The organism is Nostoc sp. C96 (genome assembly GCF_059384975.1).
The window spans coordinates 4720632-4739997 of sequence record NZ_CM182020.1; the positions used below are offsets into that span (position 1 = coordinate 4720632).

At 42.4% G+C, this 19366-nt stretch carries 14 protein-coding genes and 2 pseudogenes; 8 read left to right on the forward strand and 8 right to left on the reverse strand.

Annotated elements, in window-relative coordinates; all coding sequences use genetic code 11:
- Positions 1-91: 91 nt before the first annotated feature.
- On the reverse strand, positions 92-4573 hold the full coding sequence (locus AC504W_RS20235) for an NB-ARC domain-containing protein (protein ID WP_494874013.1): 4482 nt from the start codon (positions 4571-4573) through the stop codon (positions 92-94).
- Positions 4574-4741: 168 nt separating this feature from the next.
- On the opposite strand from AC504W_RS20235, the gene AC504W_RS20240 reads away from it, so the two are divergent.
- On the forward strand, positions 4742-4933 hold the full coding sequence (locus AC504W_RS20240) for a hypothetical protein (RefSeq protein WP_494874014.1): 192 nt from the start codon (positions 4742-4744) through the stop codon (positions 4931-4933).
- 169 nt (positions 4934-5102) lie between these two features.
- Here the strand turns inward: AC504W_RS20240 and glmM are convergent, their stop codons facing one another.
- The gene (gene glmM, locus AC504W_RS20245) at positions 5103-6572 is read right to left on the reverse strand and encodes a phosphoglucosamine mutase (RefSeq protein ID WP_494874016.1); all 1470 of its coding nucleotides are present in this window, start codon (positions 6570-6572) and stop codon (positions 5103-5105) included.
- A gap of 440 nt (positions 6573-7012) precedes the next feature.
- Here glmM and AC504W_RS20250 point away from each other — a divergent pair, with 440 nt between their 5' ends.
- The 3 genes and pseudogenes from AC504W_RS20250 to AC504W_RS20260 all read left to right on the forward strand — a co-directional run.
- The gene (locus tag AC504W_RS20250; protein WP_494874018.1) at positions 7013-7729 is read left to right on the forward strand and encodes a biliverdin-producing heme oxygenase; all 717 of its coding nucleotides are present in this window, start codon (positions 7013-7015) and stop codon (positions 7727-7729) included.
- 345 nt (positions 7730-8074) lie between these two features.
- The gene (cobW, locus tag AC504W_RS20255) at positions 8075-9115 is read left to right on the forward strand and encodes a cobalamin biosynthesis protein CobW (protein ID WP_494874019.1); all 1041 of its coding nucleotides are present in this window, start codon (positions 8075-8077) and stop codon (positions 9113-9115) included.
- A gap of 97 nt (positions 9116-9212) precedes the next feature.
- Positions 9213-9488, forward strand: a pseudogene (locus AC504W_RS20260) (ABA4-like family protein); the annotation flags it as partial.
- 39 nt (positions 9489-9527) lie between these two features.
- Here AC504W_RS20260 and AC504W_RS20265 read toward each other — a convergent pair.
- Positions 9528-10553, reverse strand: a complete 1026-nt coding sequence (locus tag AC504W_RS20265; protein ID WP_494878555.1) for an IS701 family transposase — start codon at positions 10551-10553, stop codon at positions 9528-9530.
- A 75-nt stretch (positions 10554-10628) separates the two neighbouring features.
- Here AC504W_RS20265 and AC504W_RS20270 point away from each other — a divergent pair.
- Positions 10629-10832: pseudogene (locus AC504W_RS20270) on the forward strand (abscisic acid-deficient protein Aba4 family protein); the annotation flags it as partial.
- 326 nt (positions 10833-11158) lie between these two features.
- Here AC504W_RS20270 and AC504W_RS20275 read toward each other — a convergent pair.
- The gene (locus AC504W_RS20275) at positions 11159-12100 is read right to left on the reverse strand and encodes a class I SAM-dependent methyltransferase (RefSeq protein WP_494879394.1); all 942 of its coding nucleotides are present in this window, start codon (positions 12098-12100) and stop codon (positions 11159-11161) included.
- Positions 12101-12407: 307 nt separating this feature from the next.
- On the opposite strand from AC504W_RS20275, the gene AC504W_RS20280 reads away from it, so the two are divergent.
- Positions 12408-12965 carry a single-stranded DNA-binding protein gene (locus AC504W_RS20280; RefSeq protein ID WP_494874021.1) on the forward strand — a complete coding sequence of 186 codons (558 nt, stop codon included), beginning with the start codon at positions 12408-12410 and terminating at the stop codon, positions 12963-12965.
- 246 nt (positions 12966-13211) lie between these two features.
- On the forward strand, positions 13212-15098 hold the full coding sequence (locus AC504W_RS20285; protein ID WP_494874022.1) for an ABC transporter ATP-binding protein: 1887 nt from the start codon (positions 13212-13214) through the stop codon (positions 15096-15098).
- 20 nt (positions 15099-15118) lie between these two features.
- Here AC504W_RS20285 and AC504W_RS20290 read toward each other — a convergent pair whose 3' ends face one another.
- From AC504W_RS20290 to AC504W_RS20305, 4 genes are all read right to left on the reverse strand, one after another.
- Entirely contained in the window at positions 15119-15670 is a 552-nt protein-coding gene (locus AC504W_RS20290) for a type II toxin-antitoxin system VapC family toxin (protein WP_494874023.1), read from the reverse strand.
- 13 nt (positions 15671-15683) lie between these two features.
- Positions 15684-16130 carry a type II toxin-antitoxin system VapC family toxin gene (locus tag AC504W_RS20295; protein ID WP_494874024.1) on the reverse strand — a complete coding sequence of 149 codons (447 nt, stop codon included), beginning with the start codon at positions 16128-16130 and terminating at the stop codon, positions 15684-15686.
- Positions 16131-16299: 169 nt separating this feature from the next.
- Positions 16300-17121, reverse strand: coding sequence for a hypothetical protein (locus AC504W_RS20300; protein WP_494874025.1), 822 nt, complete (start codon positions 17119-17121; stop codon positions 16300-16302).
- A gap of 53 nt (positions 17122-17174) precedes the next feature.
- On the reverse strand, positions 17175-17705 hold the full coding sequence (locus AC504W_RS20305) for a DUF411 domain-containing protein (protein WP_494874026.1): 531 nt from the start codon (positions 17703-17705) through the stop codon (positions 17175-17177).
- 456 nt (positions 17706-18161) lie between these two features.
- Here AC504W_RS20305 and AC504W_RS20310 point away from each other — a divergent pair, with 456 nt between their 5' ends.
- Complete coding sequence (locus AC504W_RS20310; RefSeq protein WP_103126786.1) at positions 18162-19364, forward strand: AAA family ATPase; 1203 nt, start codon at positions 18162-18164, stop codon at positions 19362-19364.
- The last annotated feature ends 2 nt before the right edge of the window (positions 19365-19366 follow it).

Below are 19366 nucleotides of genomic sequence, written 5' to 3' on the forward strand. Positions count from 1 at the left end.
CTTCTCTGATGATTTTATGACTACTAGAGATCAACCACCACTCGACCCCAAAGAAATTAAAGTAACAAACTGATAACTGATAACTGACACCTCACCGCCACCACCGCGCCACATCTATAATTGCACGGGCGAGTTCTGCCGTTGCTGCTTCACCACCTAATGCAAAGATAACTGGAAACAGCGATCGAATATCAGATATTAAGTCAGGGCGAGTGCGGAGAGATAAGTAATGAATTGTCTTTTGCCAAAGAGGGAAAAGTTCAGCAGATGGCATTTGTGACAGACTAGACGCTAAGGCTCTCAGGGCTTCGGCGCGATTTTCTTTATCCTGAATCGACCGAGCGGCGGACAGGGCTTCTGGTAACAACTCTGGCAGTTTGTCAGCTAAGGCACTCAGGGCATAGGCAAGAGAATACTTAGACTGAATCGAGCGAGCGGCGGACAGGGCTTCTGGTAACAACTCTGGCAGTTTGTCAGCTAAGGCTCTTAGGGCATTGGCGCGAGAACTTTCATCCCGAATCGAGCGAGCGGCAGACAGGGCTTCTGGTAACAACTCTGGTGGCAGTTTGTCAGCTAAGGCTCTTAGGGCATTGGCGCGAGAACTTTCATCCCGAATCGAGCGAGCGGCAGACAGGGCTTCTGGTAACAACTCAGGTAGTAGTTTGTCGGCTAAGGTACTCAGGGCAGAGGCGCGATAACTCTCAGACTGAATTGACTGAGCGGCGGACAGCGCCTCTGGTAAAAACTCAGGTGGCAGTTTATCGGCTAAGGCTATCAAGAAATCGGCGCGATACTCATCATCCTGAATCGACCAAGCGGCGTACAGGGCTGCTGGTAACAACTCAAGTGGCAGTTTATCGGCTAAAGCTCTTAGGGCATAGGCGCGAACATACTCATTCTCAAGCGACCAAGCGGTGTACAGGGCTTCTGATAAAAACTCAGGCAGGTTGTCGGCTAAGGCTCTCAAGGCCGAGGCCCGATCCCTCTCATCCTGAAGCGACCGAGCGGCGTACAGTGCCTCTGGTAACAACTCTGGCAGTTTGTTGGCGAAAGCACTCAGTATAGAGACACGATAATACTTAGACTGAATTGACCGAGCGGCGGACAGGGCTTCTGCTAACAACTCAGGTGGCAGTTTGTCAGCTAAGGCACTCAGGGCAGAGGCGCGAACATACTCATCCTGAATCGAGCGAGCAGCAGCAAGTTTTTTTAGCAACTTTTCTGGTTGTTTGTCAGTTAAGGCACTCAGGGCAGAGGCGCGATAACTCTCAGACTGAATCGAGCGAGCGGCGGACAGGGCTTCTGGTAACAACTCTGGTGGTAGTTTGTTGGCTAAGGCACTCAAGGCATCGGCGCGAACATACTCATCCTGAATCGAGCGAGCGGCGGACAGGGCTTCTGGTAACAACTCTGGTGGTAGTTTGTTGGCTAAGGCACTCAAGGCATCGGCGCGAACATACTCATCCTGAATCGAGCGAGCGGCGGACAGGGCTTCTGGTAACAACTCTGGTGGCAGTTGGTCAGCTAAGGCTCTCAGGGCATCGGCGCGATACTCCTCATCCTGAATCGAGCGAGCGGCGGACAGGGCTTCTGGTAACAACTCTGGTGGCAGTTGGTCAGCTAAGGCTCTCAGGGCATCGGCGCGATACTCCTCATCCTGAATCGAGCAAGCGGCAGATAGGGCTTCTGGTAACAACTCTGGCAGTTGGTCAGCTAAGGCTCTCAGGGCATTGGCGCGGTACCTCTCATTCTGAATCGAGCGAGCGGCGGACAGGGCTTCTGGTAACAACTCTGGCAGTTGGTCGACTAAGGCTCTCAGGGCATCGGCGCGGTACCTCTCATTCTGAATTGTCTGAGCGGTGGACAGTGCTTCGGGTAACAATTCTAGTGGCAGTTTGTTAGCTAAGGCGCTCAGGGCAGAGGCGCAATACCTTTCATCCTGAATCGAGCAAGCGGCAGATAGGGCTTCTGGTAACAACTCTGGTGGCAGTTGGTCAGCTAAGGCTCTCAGGGCATCGGCGCGATACTCCTCATCCTGAATCGAGCAAGCGGCAGATAGGGCTTCTTGTAACAACTCTGGTGGCAGTTGGTCAGCTAAGGCTCTCAGGGCATTGGCGCGGTACCTCTCATTCTGAATCGAGCGAGCGGCGGACAGGGCTTCTGGTAACAACTCTGGCAGTTTGCCAGCTAAGGCACTCAGGGCAGAGGCGCGAGAACTTTCATCCCGAATCGAGCGAGCGGCAGACAGGGCTTCTGGTAACAACTCTGGCAGTTTGTCAGCTAAGGCACTCAGGGCAGAGGCGCGATAACTCTCAGACTGAATCGAGCGAGCGGCGGACAGGGCTTCTGGTAACAACTCTGGCAGTTTGTCAGCTAATACTCTCAGGACTCGGGCGAGATACTCCTCATTCTGAATAGACCGAGCGGCGGAAAGCGCTTCTGATAGTGCTAGTTTTTCTAAATTAGGCGGTAAATAGTTGACTAACGCTGCCAGGGCTTTGACTTTATCCTCTGGTTTTGGTTTTTGTAGCGCATAAGCTAGTCCTTGTTCAGCAGTCCAGAAGTTGTTTTTGACTAACGCCACCAGCAACTCTACTGGTAAATTAGCAGCCAAGCTATTCAAAGAAGCTGTAATCAAAGCATAGCGACACTGCAAACCTGCAACTTGAGGCAAAATTGATTCAGTCCAATTCGCTTCCGCTAATTCCCAAGCGCGAGAAATATCTGTGATGTAACCGCCCGTTTGTCCTAACTTCTCCCGCACTTCATACCAGCCATTATTGCCAGTTACCGACTCTTCACGCAATAACTGGTGAATCTGTTCTATTTGTCCAGCTTTTGCTAAATGCCAAACCAAATGCTGATGAATGTAAGCATCATTGGGTAAGGTATGCCATAAATTATCTTGGGTTTTTTGCCAATATTTCTCTAACAAAGCAGCGTGAGCATCAGCAAGCTTGAAACCTAACCCCCCTAGCCCCCCTTCCCTAGTAGGGAAGGGGGGAATATTTAAAGCCTCTCTCCTTGCAGGGGAGAGGTTTGGAGAGGGGTTTTCTAATAACGGTGCAGTTAACAAATTACAGGCTAAATCATGGAATAAGTCATGTAACCGATAGGTAGGCGTACCATCAGCAAGGGGTACTCCTGTTAACAGCAATGCTTTATTGCGGAAATATTGCAATGTCTTGGCAGCATCACGCTCATCCATCCCCCACAGCGTCGCAGCCATCATCTTATTAATGTTGACATCTTCCGGTAACACTCCCAACCAAGCAAAATGCTGCTGCTTTTCCCTTGGCATTCGCCGGACACTTAAATTTAATGATGCTGTTAAACTCAGGCGTTTTAAACTCGCCTCATCGGTGATTTCTTCTGCTTCTGGTCGGTCAAAACTTCTTAATCTGGCTATCTCTTGCCTAATATCTGCCAATAATTCATCCCAAGTTGTACCACTGGCAACTTCGGCGGCTGCGAGTTCCAATGCTAGGGGTAAATAACCAACGCCTTTAGCTAAATTTGCGGCTGATAAACGCTCTTGACCTGTAATTTCCCGCCTTAATTTCTTTGTTAGCAGTTCCATTGCCTGAGTATCTGTCATGATATCCAGGTTGTAGATGCTGGCGGCTAAAGCATCAGCAATTGCCCCTTCACGGGTGGTTACTAATACCTGACAACGCGCCCCACCAACATTAAAAGCTTGGGCATCTTGTGTATTCCAAGCATCATCTACCACTAACAACACCGCTTTGTCATACAGCAAAGTCCGCAATTGCGAGACAGTTGCTTCTACACTGGTAGGTTTAAAACTATAGTCTCCTAACGCTTGCACCCAACCACTCAGCAAAGATAAGACATCAGGTTGTTGACCGAGTGTTGCCCATAATATGCCATCACAAAACCGCGTTTGAATTTCTGCATCATAAGTTAAAGCTGCGGCTAAGGTAGATTTGCCTACCGAACCCAAACCGTGAATTGCAGTAATGACTAAAGTTTGATTACTTGTGAGGAGGCGAGTTTTTAAATCATCGCTGTATTCTGGGCGTTCTACAAAGTGAGTTGGTAAAGGTGGCGCTTGAAATATCTGTATTTGACCTAACCCCCTAGCCCCCTTCCCTACAAGGGAAGGGGGAACATCTAAGGCGGAGAGGTTTGGAGAGGAGTTTGCTAATTTCGATTTATTTGGTCTGTTGCTTTCCCATACTTCATCAAATTGTTTGAGGTTCTTTTCTCTATCCCTCGACCATAGCTTTAAAGTAAAGTGCCAATCATCGGAACCCTTGGTTTGAATACGGTTATCTTCCAGAATTTTGACAAAATCTTTGAGTAAGTTCAGTGCTTCTCGAATTTGCGTTTTAGTTAACTTACCGGGATGTTCGTCTTTTTGTGTCAGCAACTCCAAAGTTACCAGAGTTGTTTTTATCGTCAGTTTAGGGTTAACGCTGTCTTCTTCTTTCCAGTCGTACTCAATTTTCAAGTTAACTTCTTCAATTTCCCCAGCCGCAAAACAAAGCAACGCCGCTAACAGACGCTTGACTCGCTTTTGAATTGCTGGGCCGTAAGTTGTTTTTGGCATTGCAACCGTCAAGTTAACCAGAAAGTTTGGGGCTACCCCAAGTTAAAAATACTACCCCAAATCTATTGAATCCTGATTTTATAGCATTTTCGGTGAGTTTGGGGTGTTTGCTTAAGGACACGACCCCAAAGCGAACCTGTATCTATCAAATCTTTGGGGTACAAACTCATGCAACGCAAGGGTCAAGATATTATCGGTAAAACTATTGCTTTATTGTTGGCAATGCAACTATTCTTAATTGGCTTACAAGCTAAAGTCCGCATTGACCAAGGCAACTCATCTCTTGAGGCGTTAATGTGGATGATTCAACAGTATATCCCGGTGTTGGTTAAAATTCGCAGTTTGCAGAGGAATGAATAGGACTTCAACACCTAAGCTATTTATCACCTAATTTGCAATTTTGACCGTAGGAGAGCAGGGGGTGTATGTATCTAAAACCGTTACACCCCACACACACCCTTTCACCCCTAAACTCAATCTCCACAGACAATCTCTGTGCGTAAGTCCTGTTTTCTTAACTCAGAATTGCTTACGCCAAGTGTTGTTGAACTTTGGCGACTAATTCATTTGTCCAATGTTGGGTAAGTTCGGCATCAGCGGCTTCAACCATGACTCTAATTACTGGTTCTGTACCGGAGGCGCGGACTAAAATTCTACCACTATCACCCATTGCGGCTTCGGCTAGAGCGATCGCATCTTGAACAGGTTGACAATCTTGCCAACTCAAACGGCGATCGCGATCTACAACTCTGACATTCTTTAATAATTGGGGATAAGTCTGGAAGCTTTGGTCTACTAATTCGCTTAAAGAAACACCAGATTGTTTGACTAAGTTGGCGATATGCAACGCTGTTAATAGGCCATCACCTGTAAAGCCATAATGTCTACACAAAATATGTCCAGATTGTTCGCCACCTAGCATTCCCCCCGTTCGCAGCATTTCGGCTTGCACATATTGATCACCAACGGCGGTGCGAATCAATTTACCACCTTGTTGTTGCCAAGCACGTTCAAACCCTAAGTTAGCCATGACGGTGGAAACTATCAGGTTATCTGGTAGTTGTTGCTGTTGTTGCAGCTGGCGACCCCAGAGGTAAAGGATATAGTCGCCATTTATTTGTCTACCAGTATTATCGACTGCTAAAACGCGATCGGCATCGCCATCAAAGGCAAAGCCTATGTCAGCGTGATGTTCTTTAACTGCGGCTTGCAGAATATCGAGGTGGGTAGAACCGCACTCAACGTTAATGCGATCGCCATCAGCAGCGTTATGTAAACAGATGACTTCTGCACCCATTTCCATCAATACTTGGGGTGCTAACCCAACGGCTGCACCCCAAGCTAAATCTAAAACTATTTTCATCCCTTGCAAATTTCCAGCATTCTGCAAGGGTTGTTTCAATGCTTGGCTATATTCACTCACTAACTGCGGACGAGAATAATGTCTACCGCAACTCATCCCACCTGCAACTGCTAACTTACCGCGTAATCCGGCTTCAATTTCTGCCTGTAATGCTTGTGGTAACTTCGCGCCATCGGCACCAAAAACTTTAATCCCGTTGTCTTCTGGTGGGTTGTGACTGGCAGAAATCATCACGCCGCCGATCGCATCACTCATACTGGTAAGATAAGCAACGCAAGGAGTAGGACATAAACCTAAATACCATACTTCAATCCCGGCAGCTGTTAACCCAGCACTCAAAGCCATTGCCAACATATCGCTAGAATTACGCGAATCTTGCCCCAGAATTACTGGACGTGTTTCACCTGCATAGTTCCGTAAAACTACACCCGTCCAAAAACCTATTTGTAAAGCTAAAGGCGCATTTAGTAATTCTCCTACTTTCCCACGAATCCCATCTGTCCCAAACAAAGGAGTTGCTGGTAGTGATATCAAACTAAATGCCAAATTCTCTTCCAGTCCTATTTCACAACTATGAGATTCTGTGACAGAAAGACCGCGAATATTGCTTTGAGTTCTAGTTATTGATGAAACCATAATATTAAACACCCCACACCATAACGCCAGAAAATATTACTTTACTCTTTAATTCAAACAATTCAAGTAGCTTTGATAAACTGCAAGTCTTTTGACTCAGCACTTTTATCTGTAATATATACTCGTTTTTCTTTTAAAGAATCTATTACCAATAGACTGAATTAAGTGAATATGTCTAAAATTTTTCTGATGTTTGTAAAGTTTTTATACAGAAACTCTACTAATCATCATCTCCGCCATAAATTTTACCCTTGGCGATGAGTGAATTAGTTAGTTTCTCGGAGTCCAATACAGATTTACAAAAGTAAACACTCTGATTGCTTAAAAAATTTTAATATAAATTCTCATCAAATAGTTCTAATGTAACTTTTTAATGACCTTTCTTAGCCGTTCGTAAATCGGAACCTCGGTATATCCTTTTAAAGGTGAGAAATTTTAGTATGAGCAGCAATTTAGCCAGCAAATTGCGTGTCGGCACGAAAAAAGCCCACACGATGGCAGAAAATGTAGGTTTTGTCAAGTGCTTTTTAAAAGGAGTTGTAGAGAAGACTTCCTACCGTAAGCTAGTGGCTAACTTTTACTTCGTCTACTCGGCAATGGAAGAGGAGATGGAAAAGCACCGCCAGCACCCTATTGTTTCCCAAATTAATTTCCCCCAACTGCACCGCAAGCGTACCCTAGAGCAAGACCTCAGCTTTTATTATGGTACTAACTGGCGTGAGCAAATCAAACTATCGCCAGCGGGTGAAGCTTATGTGCAACGCATCCGCGAAATTTCTGCGACAGAACCAGAATTATTAATTGCTCATTCTTACACCCGTTATTTAGGTGATTTATCCGGGGGACAAATTCTCAAGAACATTGCTGTAACAGCGATGAATTTGAGTGAAGGTCAAGGAACAGCCTTCTATGAATTTGCCGACATTCCTGATGAAAAGGCATTTAAAGCCAATTATCGTCAAACATTAGACGAACTACCCATTGATGATGCTACAGGCGATCGCATCGTTGAGGAAGCTAACGCTGCCTTTGGTACCAACATGAAAATGTTCCAAGAATTAGAAGGCAACTTAATCAAAGCGATCGGGATGATGTTATACAACAGCCTCACCCGTCGTCGCGCTCGTGGCAGCACCGAACTAGCTACAGCCGAGTAAATTTTTGTAAACTAATTTTTAGTTACTTCTAGGGGCAATTTCCCTGGGGTCATCTTACTTAAGAGTAAGGCGATCGCAAGGAAGTTGCCCCACTTAAGTATCAAGGGTGAAGTAAGCTGTTAAGCATTTAATTTGCACATTGAGGCCGCAGGGGAGCAGGGAGCAGGGAGCAGGGGAGAGGGTTTGCAGCTTTTATTACCATGAACATGGTGCAACTTAAATGACGATTAGCTTATAAAATTATTGCAGTAAACAGTTTGGGGAAACTCTAATCTCTCACCTCAACAAGACCACTGGAACAAGAAACACTATATACTTCATACTTCACACTTCATACTTCTTAAAATGGCTACAAAAATTCCAGTCACCGTCATTACAGGCTTCTTAGGTAGTGGTAAAACCAGCCTAATTCGTCATTTGTTACAAAATAACCAAGGTCGTCGTATTGCCGTTTTAGTTAACGAATTTGGCGAATTGGGGATTGATGGCGAATTATTGAAGTCTTGTCAAATTTGCCCTGAAGATGAAGAGAACGAGAATAATATTTTTGAGTTAACCAACGGCTGTTTGTGCTGCACTGTGCAAGAAGAATTTTATCCCACAATGCAAGAGTTGATTAAACGGCGCGACAGCATTGACTGCATTGTAATTGAAACATCTGGGTTAGCTTTGCCTAAACCCCTAGTTAAAGCCTTCCGGTGGCAAGAAATTCGCAATGCTGCAACTGTAGATGCAGTAATTACCGTGGTAGACTGTGCAGCTGTCGCCGCCGGCACATTTGCCAGTGATTTAGAAGCGATCGCCGCCCAACGCCAAGCAGATGATAGCTTAGAACATGAGACACCCTTGCAGGAATTATTTGAAGACCAACTCGCCTGTGCAGACTTGGTAGTTTTAAGTAAAACCGATTTGGTAGATGCAGCTACTAAAACCCAAGTTGAAGAATTAGTCAAACAAGAATTGCCCAGAGTGGTAAAAATGGTAGAGAGCGATCGCGGTCAAATCGATCCATCTGTATTATTAGGATTGCAAGCCGCCGTCGAAGATAATTTAGATAGTCGTCCCAGCCATCACGACAGCGAAGAAGACCACGACCACGACGACGAAATCACCTCAACCCATGTCATTTTAGACCGCACCTTCGACCCAGAAAAACTCCAACAACAGTTGCAAAATTTAGTCAACCAACAAGAAATCTACCGCATTAAAGGCTTTGTCGCCGTTCCTAATAAACCCATGCGCCTAGTTATGCAAGGTGTAGGAAACCGCTTTGACAAATTTTATGACCGTCCTTGGCAAACAACAGAAGCCAGACAAACCCGCTTAGTGTTTATTGGTCGTGATTTGAACTCCACAGAAATAGAATCCCAACTTGTAGCTTTGTAGGTTATTCTACTTTTGCTATTGATAGTAAACCAAGGTTGTTAAGACATCGGTAGATGAGCAAACCTAATTTTGTAACCTATAACCTGCTATACCTTGTATGACAATCTCGCAATTATTTGATATTGCCAATTTATTCGTTTTACCCTTTTGGGCGTTGATTATTCTCCTCCCCAACTGGAAAGTCACACGACGAATTATGGAATCATACATTCCATTTTTGCCCTTAGCTGGAGCATATTTGTATTTATTCATTACCAGCATTACTCCAGAAAATGCCCAGGCTTTATCCAATCCCCAACTAGCTGATATTGCGCGATTTTTTGCCGATGAAACAGCCGCCGCAACAGGTTGGATTCATTTTTTAGTAATGGATTAGGACTTACGCATTGACAAAAAGCATCAATTACGGGCTTTAATAAATGCCTGCACTAGTGATGTTGTTCAAAATATACTCGCGCAAGACTTCTGTAAATAAATTCCTTTGGACTTCATACCAATTGGTAATTGTTTTTTCAGAGCGCATTAGCTCCAATCTGACAAATGCTTGAAGTGAGCAAAATATGTGAGTCTTGATTGCTTGGCTATCTCTAACCATAAATCGACAGATTCCACAGACCTGTTTGATTGCCCGATGAAATGTTTCAATTTTCCAATGGGTATCATGAATTGTGATAAATTCACTCCTCGATATTTGTTGGAGCCTATGCTCATCAGGTAAATATAAAATATAGTGTCTAGAGTCTTCTTTTTTAAAGACTTTCCTAAACAACTTAATAAATCCAAATTCTTTTAGATGAGTGATTAAACCTTCATCTGGAATCTCTAGAGTGCTTATCTGGCTGTATTTACCTACTTGATTCGAGACAGTTCTATTTTTCTCAACCCCGAATAGAAAACCCAATTTCTGGTTTCTTAGAAATTTCAAGTTCTCCACTCCTGAGTACCAACTATCCCCAGTTACGACTCTTGGTTTTAAACCCCATGCTATTACCTCAATTACCATTTCGCGGAAATAGTCGTTCTTGGTTTTACCTTCCCTTTTGTCATATATTCTGTAATTAATTGGAACTGAATTCTCATAAATATCACTGTAATATAGTGTGATTAAATTCAATCCCTTGATGCTTTTATGATATTTACCTGACCAAAAATAACCTATTAATTCTGCATGTTTTGGGTCACTGTAAAGCTTCTCTATGACCGTATCGTCAACACTTAAAATCCCTCCTACCAAATTAATTATGCTCTTTACCCTATTGTACAAATCATAGGGAGTGTATCTCTCTCTGAGTAAAAAGCGATTTACACTATCATCTGAAACATCTTCCAATATCTCTGCTAATCGGCTGCATCCCCCATGCTTTGGCTCTGATAGCAGAAATAGAGTGTAATGTTCCAGATTACATTGTGCTGTTGAGGGTTTGCTGATTTCTCTAATTTTCCGATACCTGTGAGTAGACGACACCAATCTCAAGCCAGCATTATATTACTACTGTGTCAATGCGTAAGTCCTATGGATTTATTTGTTGGCAGATTTATCTATTGGGAAGGTCAGAAAACCGGAGTTTGGACAAATCATTCTCTAATTCTTTGTTTGTTTGCTGGGCCGATGGGAGTGCTTTCTCACATCCTAACTTACTGGATTACCAAAGCAATTTCTGCCAACTTTCCAGCTAGTGAAGCAGTTACATCACCAGAACAAGCTATGTCAAGATAATTCGTAATTACAATTAATGGTGGAATCTGATTCACCATTAATTGATTATGGCAATCAAATATGATTGCTATATTAACGCCGTGTGCAACTTTCTCTCAAACCTAACCCCCAACCCCTTCCCTACGAGGGAAGGGGAGCAAGATTCAAAGCCTCTCTCCGGTTCGGGGAGAGGTTTGGAGAGGGGTTTCAAGAATAAGTTGCACATCGCGTTATATTATGCAATGTATATAATTGTTAGCTTCAAAATTAAATTATTATGCGTATTTAAAACTACGTCTATTAATTCTGCATTTTCTCACGCATGATTCAGGATTGACTTTGTTGTACTAGTTGGAGTCAGAAGTTCTCATCTTTACGGCAGTTTTGGGCTTAATAAACTTCAAGGTCATGCGATCGCTCTCGCCAATAGCCAAGAAACGTTCCCTATCCTTTTGGCCTTGTCTCAAGGTTGGAGGTAACGTCCAAACGCCAGAAGGATAGTCTTTGGTATCTTGAGGATTGGCATTAATTTCTGATTTGCTCACCAATTTGAAGCCAGCTTTCTCCACAGCCGCAATTACACCATCTTCAGACATATAGCCCGTTTTAATACTTTCTTCTAAAGAAGTACCCGGCTTGGCGCGGTGTTCTTCCACTCCCAAAATCCCCCCTGGCTTGAGTGCTTTGTAAGCCACTGCATAAACCTGATCAGCATAGCCAGCACTTTCCCAGTTATGAATATTGCGGAAAGTCACAACCATATCTACAGAGTTATCTGGGGCTAAAGTTAGTTCTTTTGGGGGATGAACCTGGGCAACTTTTACCTTACCAAAAACTTCTGGATTAGCTTCTAGCTTTTGTTGAAAAGCCAAGGCTAACTTCTGTTGGAAAATCACCGAGGGTTGTTTACTGTCGTTCGGCGCGAAGTTAGTAACTATGAGTTGTCCTTTGTCTGCCAGAAATGGGGCTAATATCTCGGTATACCAACCATTCCCCGGCCATAATTCAACTACGGTCATGTTGGGAAGTAAACCAAAAAATTCCAGAGTTTCTGCTGGGTGACGATACTTGTCTCGTTCCCGATTGGCTAGGGAACGATGACTGTTAGCAATTATGCTTTGGAGTGTTGTTGTGCTATCCAAAGTTGTGGGTGTTTTGCTCTGGTTAGCCAGAACACTCGGAGTTATCACAGATGCTAATACCAACAAAGCTAAAGCTAAGGCTTTGAGCAACCCAAGGCAGCGCACAAGATTTTTCATCAATGTTTTTTGTCTTTTCTGCTTTAGCATAAGGTAATTTTCTTACGGAAAACTACTTAACTGGGAAATACAGATTAAACACTTAATTTACAGCCTTGGTGTTCATTTTTTCACTGCACACCATATCAGGTACTTGACTATAGTATTTTTTCTAGGTTTAATGGTACACTTATACTACTCATGCAGAATTAAATGCTCGTTCCAGTCAGGCGAAGGTAGCTAGTAGTTTTACGATTACTGGGCAACTCCATCGCTTGGCTTTTATGCTAGAAATAACGCACAATAAACAGTCTATACATGAATTCATAATTACGAATTATTAGATTAGGAGGATGCAATGAACAGCTGCGTTTTAATGGCAGATATTATTCAAGAGCCACAATTACGCTACACAGCAGATAATCTAGCAGTTACAGAAATGCTAGTACAGTTTGCCAATTCCCAAAGACCAGAAGATCCGCCAGCAACCTTGAAAGTGGTGAGTTGGGGAAATTTAGCTACAGATGTGCAGCAAAATTATCATCAAGGCGATCGCGTCATTATTGAAGGGCGCTTAGGTATGGTAACATTCGAGCGCCGGAACGAAGGTTTTAAAGAAAAACGTGCCGAACTTACAATTCAACGCATTCATCCTGTAGGCACAGGTTTTTACACTTCATCAGTCCCAGACAGTTACTCGCAACCAGCACCTTCAGCGACAACGGCTCCCCCAGCGTATCCCCAAGCGGATGTTTCTAGTTATGAACCGTCACGCTCAACCGCCACACCCGCTACGAGTAATGTTGGCGTTGCGCCGCCTGTTAAAAACCCTGAACCAGCATATCAACCCAGCAATTTTGAGCGCACCTATACGCCAGCGACAGAAGAACCTGATCCTGATGATATTCCGTTTTAAACGGGACTTAGTAAAAATATCGTCTTTGAGAATGGGTGTAAGGGTTTTACTCACTTACACCCTTAATTTTTTTTACTGCGGCGTAAGTCACAAATCTATGAATACGGGGAACGCGTATTTATATTAAGCCTGACGGGTTATTTGTGACATCAAGCTAAAATGAGCAAAAACTTCAGATTGCCAGCATAGTATCTAAACAACTGCTAAAATCCAAATAATTTTCTGTGAAATCCATACGCAACTCCTATGAGAGAAACAGTCCTAGAGGTTCGCAATCTCCAAGTTGAATTTTCCGGTGATGACAACAGTCTCAAAGCTGTAGATGGAATTTCTTTTGAACTACATCGGGGTGAAACTCTAGGAATTGTAGGAGAATCGGGAAGTGGGAAATCTGTTACTTCACTGGCTGTTATGGGGTTGTTACAAACTCCCGGTAGAGTGAGTGGTGGAGAAATTTGGTTTCGTCAGCAGCCAGAAGCCAAGCCAATTAATTTAGTTGAGTTACCGCCAGAACAAATGCAGCTACACCGTGGCGGCGACTTGGCGATGATTTTCCAAGAACCGATGAGTTCGCTGAATCCAGTTTATACGATTGGGTTTCAGCTAACGGAAGCGATTATGCGCCATCAAAATGTTTCGATCACTGAAGCTAGGCAAATTGCGATCGCAGGTTTGCAAGAAGTTAAACTTCTGCCTAGTGATGAACTCATCAAACAACAATATCTCGAAACTTGGCCGCAAACTAACCCCCATTCACCCACACCAGATGATTACAAACTGGCACAGTTGGTAAAACAGCACAAAGAAGCCATCTTAGAACGTTACCCGCACCAACTTTCCGGCGGACAGTTGCAACGGGTGATGATTGCAATGGCCATTTCTTGTAACCCATTGCTGTTAATTGCAGATGAACCAACCACAGCCTTAGATGTGACGGTGCAAGCTACAATTATTGATTTGTTGCGCGAATTGCAACAAACCCGCGAGATGGCGTTGATTTTTATCACCCACGACTTGGGATTAATCTCGGAAATTGCCGATAAAGTTGGGGTGATGTATAAGGGTAAAATTGTTGAGTATGGTGCCGCAGCAGATATTTTTAGTCATCCGCAACATCCATATACTAAAGGATTAGTCGCTTGTCGCCCCACACTCAACCATCGTCCCCACAAACTACTAACGGTGGCAGATTATATGAGTGTGGAGGAAACAGCCAACGGAGATTTATTAATTCAGGCGAAAGAACCGCCACAACCATCAGAAATCTCTCCAGAAGAAATCAGCACGCGATTGGCAAATCTGGAAGAAAAGCCAGCTTTATTGCAAATTCGTAATCTGAAAGTAGGTTTCCCGGTGCGGGGAGTATTTGGTGGGACAAAACGCTATAACATAGCAGTTAATGACGTTTCCTTTGATGTTAAGCCAGGGGAAACTTTAGGTTTAGTGGGTGAATCTGGTTGCGGTAAAACTACTCTCGGTCGGACTTTATTGCGATTAATTGAACCGATAAGTGGTGAAATTATTTTTGATGGGCAGAATATCACCAAGTTGAAGGGTGAAGCATTGCAGAAACTCCGCAGGGAAATGCAAATTGTCTTTCAAAACCCGTTTAGCGCCCTTGATCCCCGAATCAAAGTTGGCGACGCAATTATGGAACCGTTGTTAATTCACGCTGTGGGTAAGACAGTTAAACAACGGCGCGACAGAGTGGCGGAACTTTTAGAACGGGTGGGTTTGAGTCCAGATGCAATGAATCGTTATCCCCATCAGTTTTCTGGTGGTCAACGTCAACGGATTTGTATAGCCCGTTCTTTAGCTTTAAATCCGAGATTCATTATTTGTGATGAATCAGTTTCGGCGCTAGATGTATCAGTTCAAGCGCAAGTATTGAATTTGTTGAAAGAATTACAAGATGAATTTCAACTCACTTACATCTTTATTTCCCATGATTTGAGTGTAGTGAAATTTATGAGCGATCGCATTTTAGTTATGAATCGCGGTCAAATTGTCGAACAAGGTACAGCCGAAAGCATCTACCGCGAACCAAAGCAAGCATATACACAAAAGTTAATTGCGTCCATTCCTACAGGTAGCCCAGAAAGAATACGCGATCGGCAAGTAGGAACAATGTAAAGGTGTTAAATTCCAATAATTTAGAGTATTGTTAGTGCAACATCTGTATCACAGAATTTAATAGGGACTCCACTTTTATTTGTAATCACACCATCAAGTTTAAGTATGTCTTCATCCACAGAAATCAAAACTTCTGCGTTAAAGTTAATTGCACTTGCAACATGAAGCGAGTCAGCAGCTCGTATACCTCTAACGTAGAGTTCTACATTATCTAACTGTGCTTCTACAGTTGCAGCAGTTAGATCAAGCACATTAATGCTAAAAAAACGTACTGCTGTAATAGTCTGCGGGACAATAGAGCGAGCTGCAAGAACTCGAATCGTACTGGCGTTTGCCATACCTGTTGCAACTGATGTAAGTTGCTTAAACAAAGCTTCCTCAACTTCGTAGTAAGTTAAGCTTGATGTGGCTCCTGTATGGGAGGAGGCCACCATTTTAAGAACATTTTCTGCATCTTCAAATAACTTCTGGCGATTTCTACCCCGACGAGCTATAGATCGTAAACTGGAACCAGCGATTGCTTGTGGGCTAAGGTAATCTATGAAAACACCCGTATCAATGTAGACATTCACTCTTGATATACCTTCAAACCTTGCTTGTAAGTTGAGATATTAGTTGTTCAGGTGTAACAACTTCTGGCTTGCTATTTGACAAAGAGCTAAGTGTCTTTTTTAGTGCCTGATCGTAGGTTACAAGGTAATCGCAGTCTGATGCACTACTTAGAATTAAAACATCATTTGAATGAGCTATTCGGTTGCGAAGATTTGCAGCTTGTTTAAGATACTCTTCAGCCTTTTGAAAATTTAAGGGTAACAGCCTAACCTCTTGTTGAATCTCATTAAGTACTTCAGGATGTTTGCGAGTTTCTGCGAGGAAAAAAAGCTCTTGAAGTACTATAGGGTTGATGGCAAGATGAACTTTCTCAAGTATCTCGCTGGAGAATAGATGTGAACTAGGTGGCTCACCACGTAGATAAGAAGCCACAACATTCGTATCTAGAAAAACAAGAGGTTTTCCGTTAGATTCTTGCACTTTAGCATCTCTTGGTAAGCTAGTTTTTCCTTAAGTATAAGCAAAAAAGCATAAGATAGAATTCCTTGAGGCTGAAAAAGCAAGGTATTGCTACCCTTAAACAGACATCAGGGATAGTCAAATCATGTCGATAGCATTGATTACAGGCTAATGCTAGGGAACACAAAACTTAATGCTCAGAAATTTGAACTGATATAGGTACACCGTCTGACCTCAAGAGATAGAGGGCTTTGAGATTAGAAAGCTTATAACTAAGTACTATTCTGCATACACTATTTTCATCCAGAGGTAATTTTGTAAGCAGGTTTTCAAGTGTTTCAGGAAGAGTAGTAAACGACTGATCAATGTCTTCCTGAGAAGGATTAGTGATTACAACATTTACTTCTATATCTTTACCCACATCTGACTTAACGAAGTACTGTAATTGAAGCAATTCTTCTTGGCTATCATCTTTATACTCTCTGGAGAAATATTTTTTCAATGACTGTTTGAGGACATCATAAATGTCTGAACCCATCTTTTTAAAGAAGCCTCCAACAATATTGGAAACGGCAAAAATCCCAAAGGCGATAACCAAAACACTTTGTGGTTCAACAGAGTACTTTCTACTCTCAGATGAATGAGATGCTATTAAATCAAGCTCATGACGCAGGTTCTCGGCTTCAGTATTACGTACTGAGTCATACGATACCTCGAAAGCTTCTATATTTCTAGCGTAAATTGTAATTTTCTTTTCCGTATTTACATTTGAGAAATCATCCGACCCATCAAAAACTTCAGCCTCACCTTGTAAGAGGTAGTTCCCGTCCTCAAGTTGAACTATCTCAGCAGATATAATCCTTCCAACTGGAGGATTTTGTATATCATGCTCTTTAGTTAGCGGCAGATATGCTTCATCTACCTGCCGTTTCATCTCAAAAAGTGCTTCAAGTGGGATTAGTTCTCCCTCAATAACACCTGTCTTTAGGATTGGAACTCTCAGTCTTTGCATATTTAGATATTTCTGTACTTTTTAAGATTCGATATTCAGCAATACCAAATTAATTAATAAGACTCATAGCGGTTAAATACTTGCAATTCGCCTTTTTTATTAAATGCAATCACAGAAAAAGGCTCTTTTGTATTTCCTATTTCCATTCCTGGTGTGCCTACAGGCATTGCGGGAACCGCTAAACCTGCAAGTTGGGACTTTTGCTTTAGTAACCGCTTGATGTCATCAGCAGGAACATGACCTTCCATCACATAACCGTCAATAATTGCGGTGTGACAAGATGCTAACTCTGAAGGTAAATTATATTTTTGTTTAATTGCCTCCATCTCGTCAGTTTTGACATCTTGTTTAATTTTAAAACCATGTTTTTTTACATGGTCTAACCAATCTCCACAGCAGCTACAGCTAGGGCTACGATAAACTATCATTTCCTGCTTACCGGAATAAGATTCAGTTTCATTGTCCCAACTACTCGCAGCGATCGCCGATGCAGAATTACTAGTTATACTCACTACAGTAATAATCATTATGCCTAGTACGACACGCCAGAATTTACTCATTCCCGAAGCCAAAAATTTGTTCATTTTCCATACCTCTTTTATATAAAGAATTGTTAACTTCAATATATTCTGATCCTAACCTCTAAATACAAGCAAAATTTAGCCTGTCTGTGGCTTTGGTTTACTCTGTCCATAATATAGTTAACACTCCAACCTGAAACGAGAAACTGAACATAGCTTGACTTTTGCTTGTATTACAATGTAACATAAAGTTATTGATTAATTACCAGCTTGCTAGAAAAACCAGACTATACTTGTAGCATGTAGTTAAAATCTCTGGAAATTTCGCCCCAACTCAAATTTTGTAACACTTTGATGAAAAAAAATTAAGTAAAGTAACCTTTATTAACCTTGATAGATATAGCAGTCCTCAATGAATCGTCAACACCGCGATTTTATATGTATCTCTCCATAAGTAGTTGAGAAATCAAAGAAGATTGCTATAGTTGAGCAAACATTTTTACGCAAGTAAGTAAAAATATGGGATTTGATTATTTTAGTGGCAATGAAAGCACATCCAATAATAATAAACAGCAAAATTTATTGACTAGTGGGTGGCGACCATTACAACGAGATTTAGATTGGGAATTTTTATGGCAACTTGCACAAAATGATACCAAGGAATTTGCCCAAAAAAGCTTTAATTTAGCCAGTACATTTAGTGAAGTTTTAGGGAGAAATAATTTTACTTGGTGGGCAAACTTATTAGGCGTAGCCTCTGAAAACACCCGCTATGAATTAGAGAGGTTTTGGAATTATATTACACCCGACCCCCAATCGCCAGACCATCGTTATAAAGAAGTTTTGAGTACAGAAACACCGATATTACAATTTGTCAGTCGCAACAGCATACCCATTGATTATGTTTTGAACCGTCTACAAGAAATTACTGTTTTACGGGTCTTACAAATTTTAGGTAGACCTAATGTAATTACCCAGTATTACTCCGAGAGAGATTTTTATTTTCCTGTGGAGAAATTTATCAATTGGGAACGTTTAGATGTTGTCAATACTGTGAATGCGTATTGGTCAATGTATGACATTTGGCTGCAAATTGAACCTTACGATCGCGGTAGGCGACAATATACTTTAATGGCTAAAGATTTAGCACCATTAGTTAACAAAGCTACCTACGATTTAGCGGTGATGTTAAGTGGCTATCAAAGTCGTGTGGGTAAGGTTCACAGTCAATTTCCCATTCGCACCTTTCCCGCAGAGATTCAAAGCTTTACTGACACATTACAGCAAGCGGTTCTCAATCAAAATCAGTTAGCAGTTGTAGTACATGGCGAACCAGGGACAGGTAAAACCGCCTGGACACAAGCCGTAGCTAAAGAGATTCTTATGCCTTTAGGGTTTGTGATCTTTATTTTGGATCATGATGCGATCACTAATTTTGTCCCGCCAACTTACTTAGAAAGGATTTGTATTATTATTAACGAAGCTGACAACTTAGCCCAAAATCGTGCTTCGGAAATAGCTCAATCTAATAATAAAACCGAACATATTTTGAGTTTGTTGGATGGCACTTTATACCAAAGCGTCATTGATGAATCTGGGATTCAGATGAAACAGCGATTAGTTGTGTTGATGACTTGCAACACCACCGAAAGATTAGACCCAGCAATGTTACGTAAAGGAAGGGTAGATTTAATAGCTGAATTTACACAGAGATTTGTGTAAAT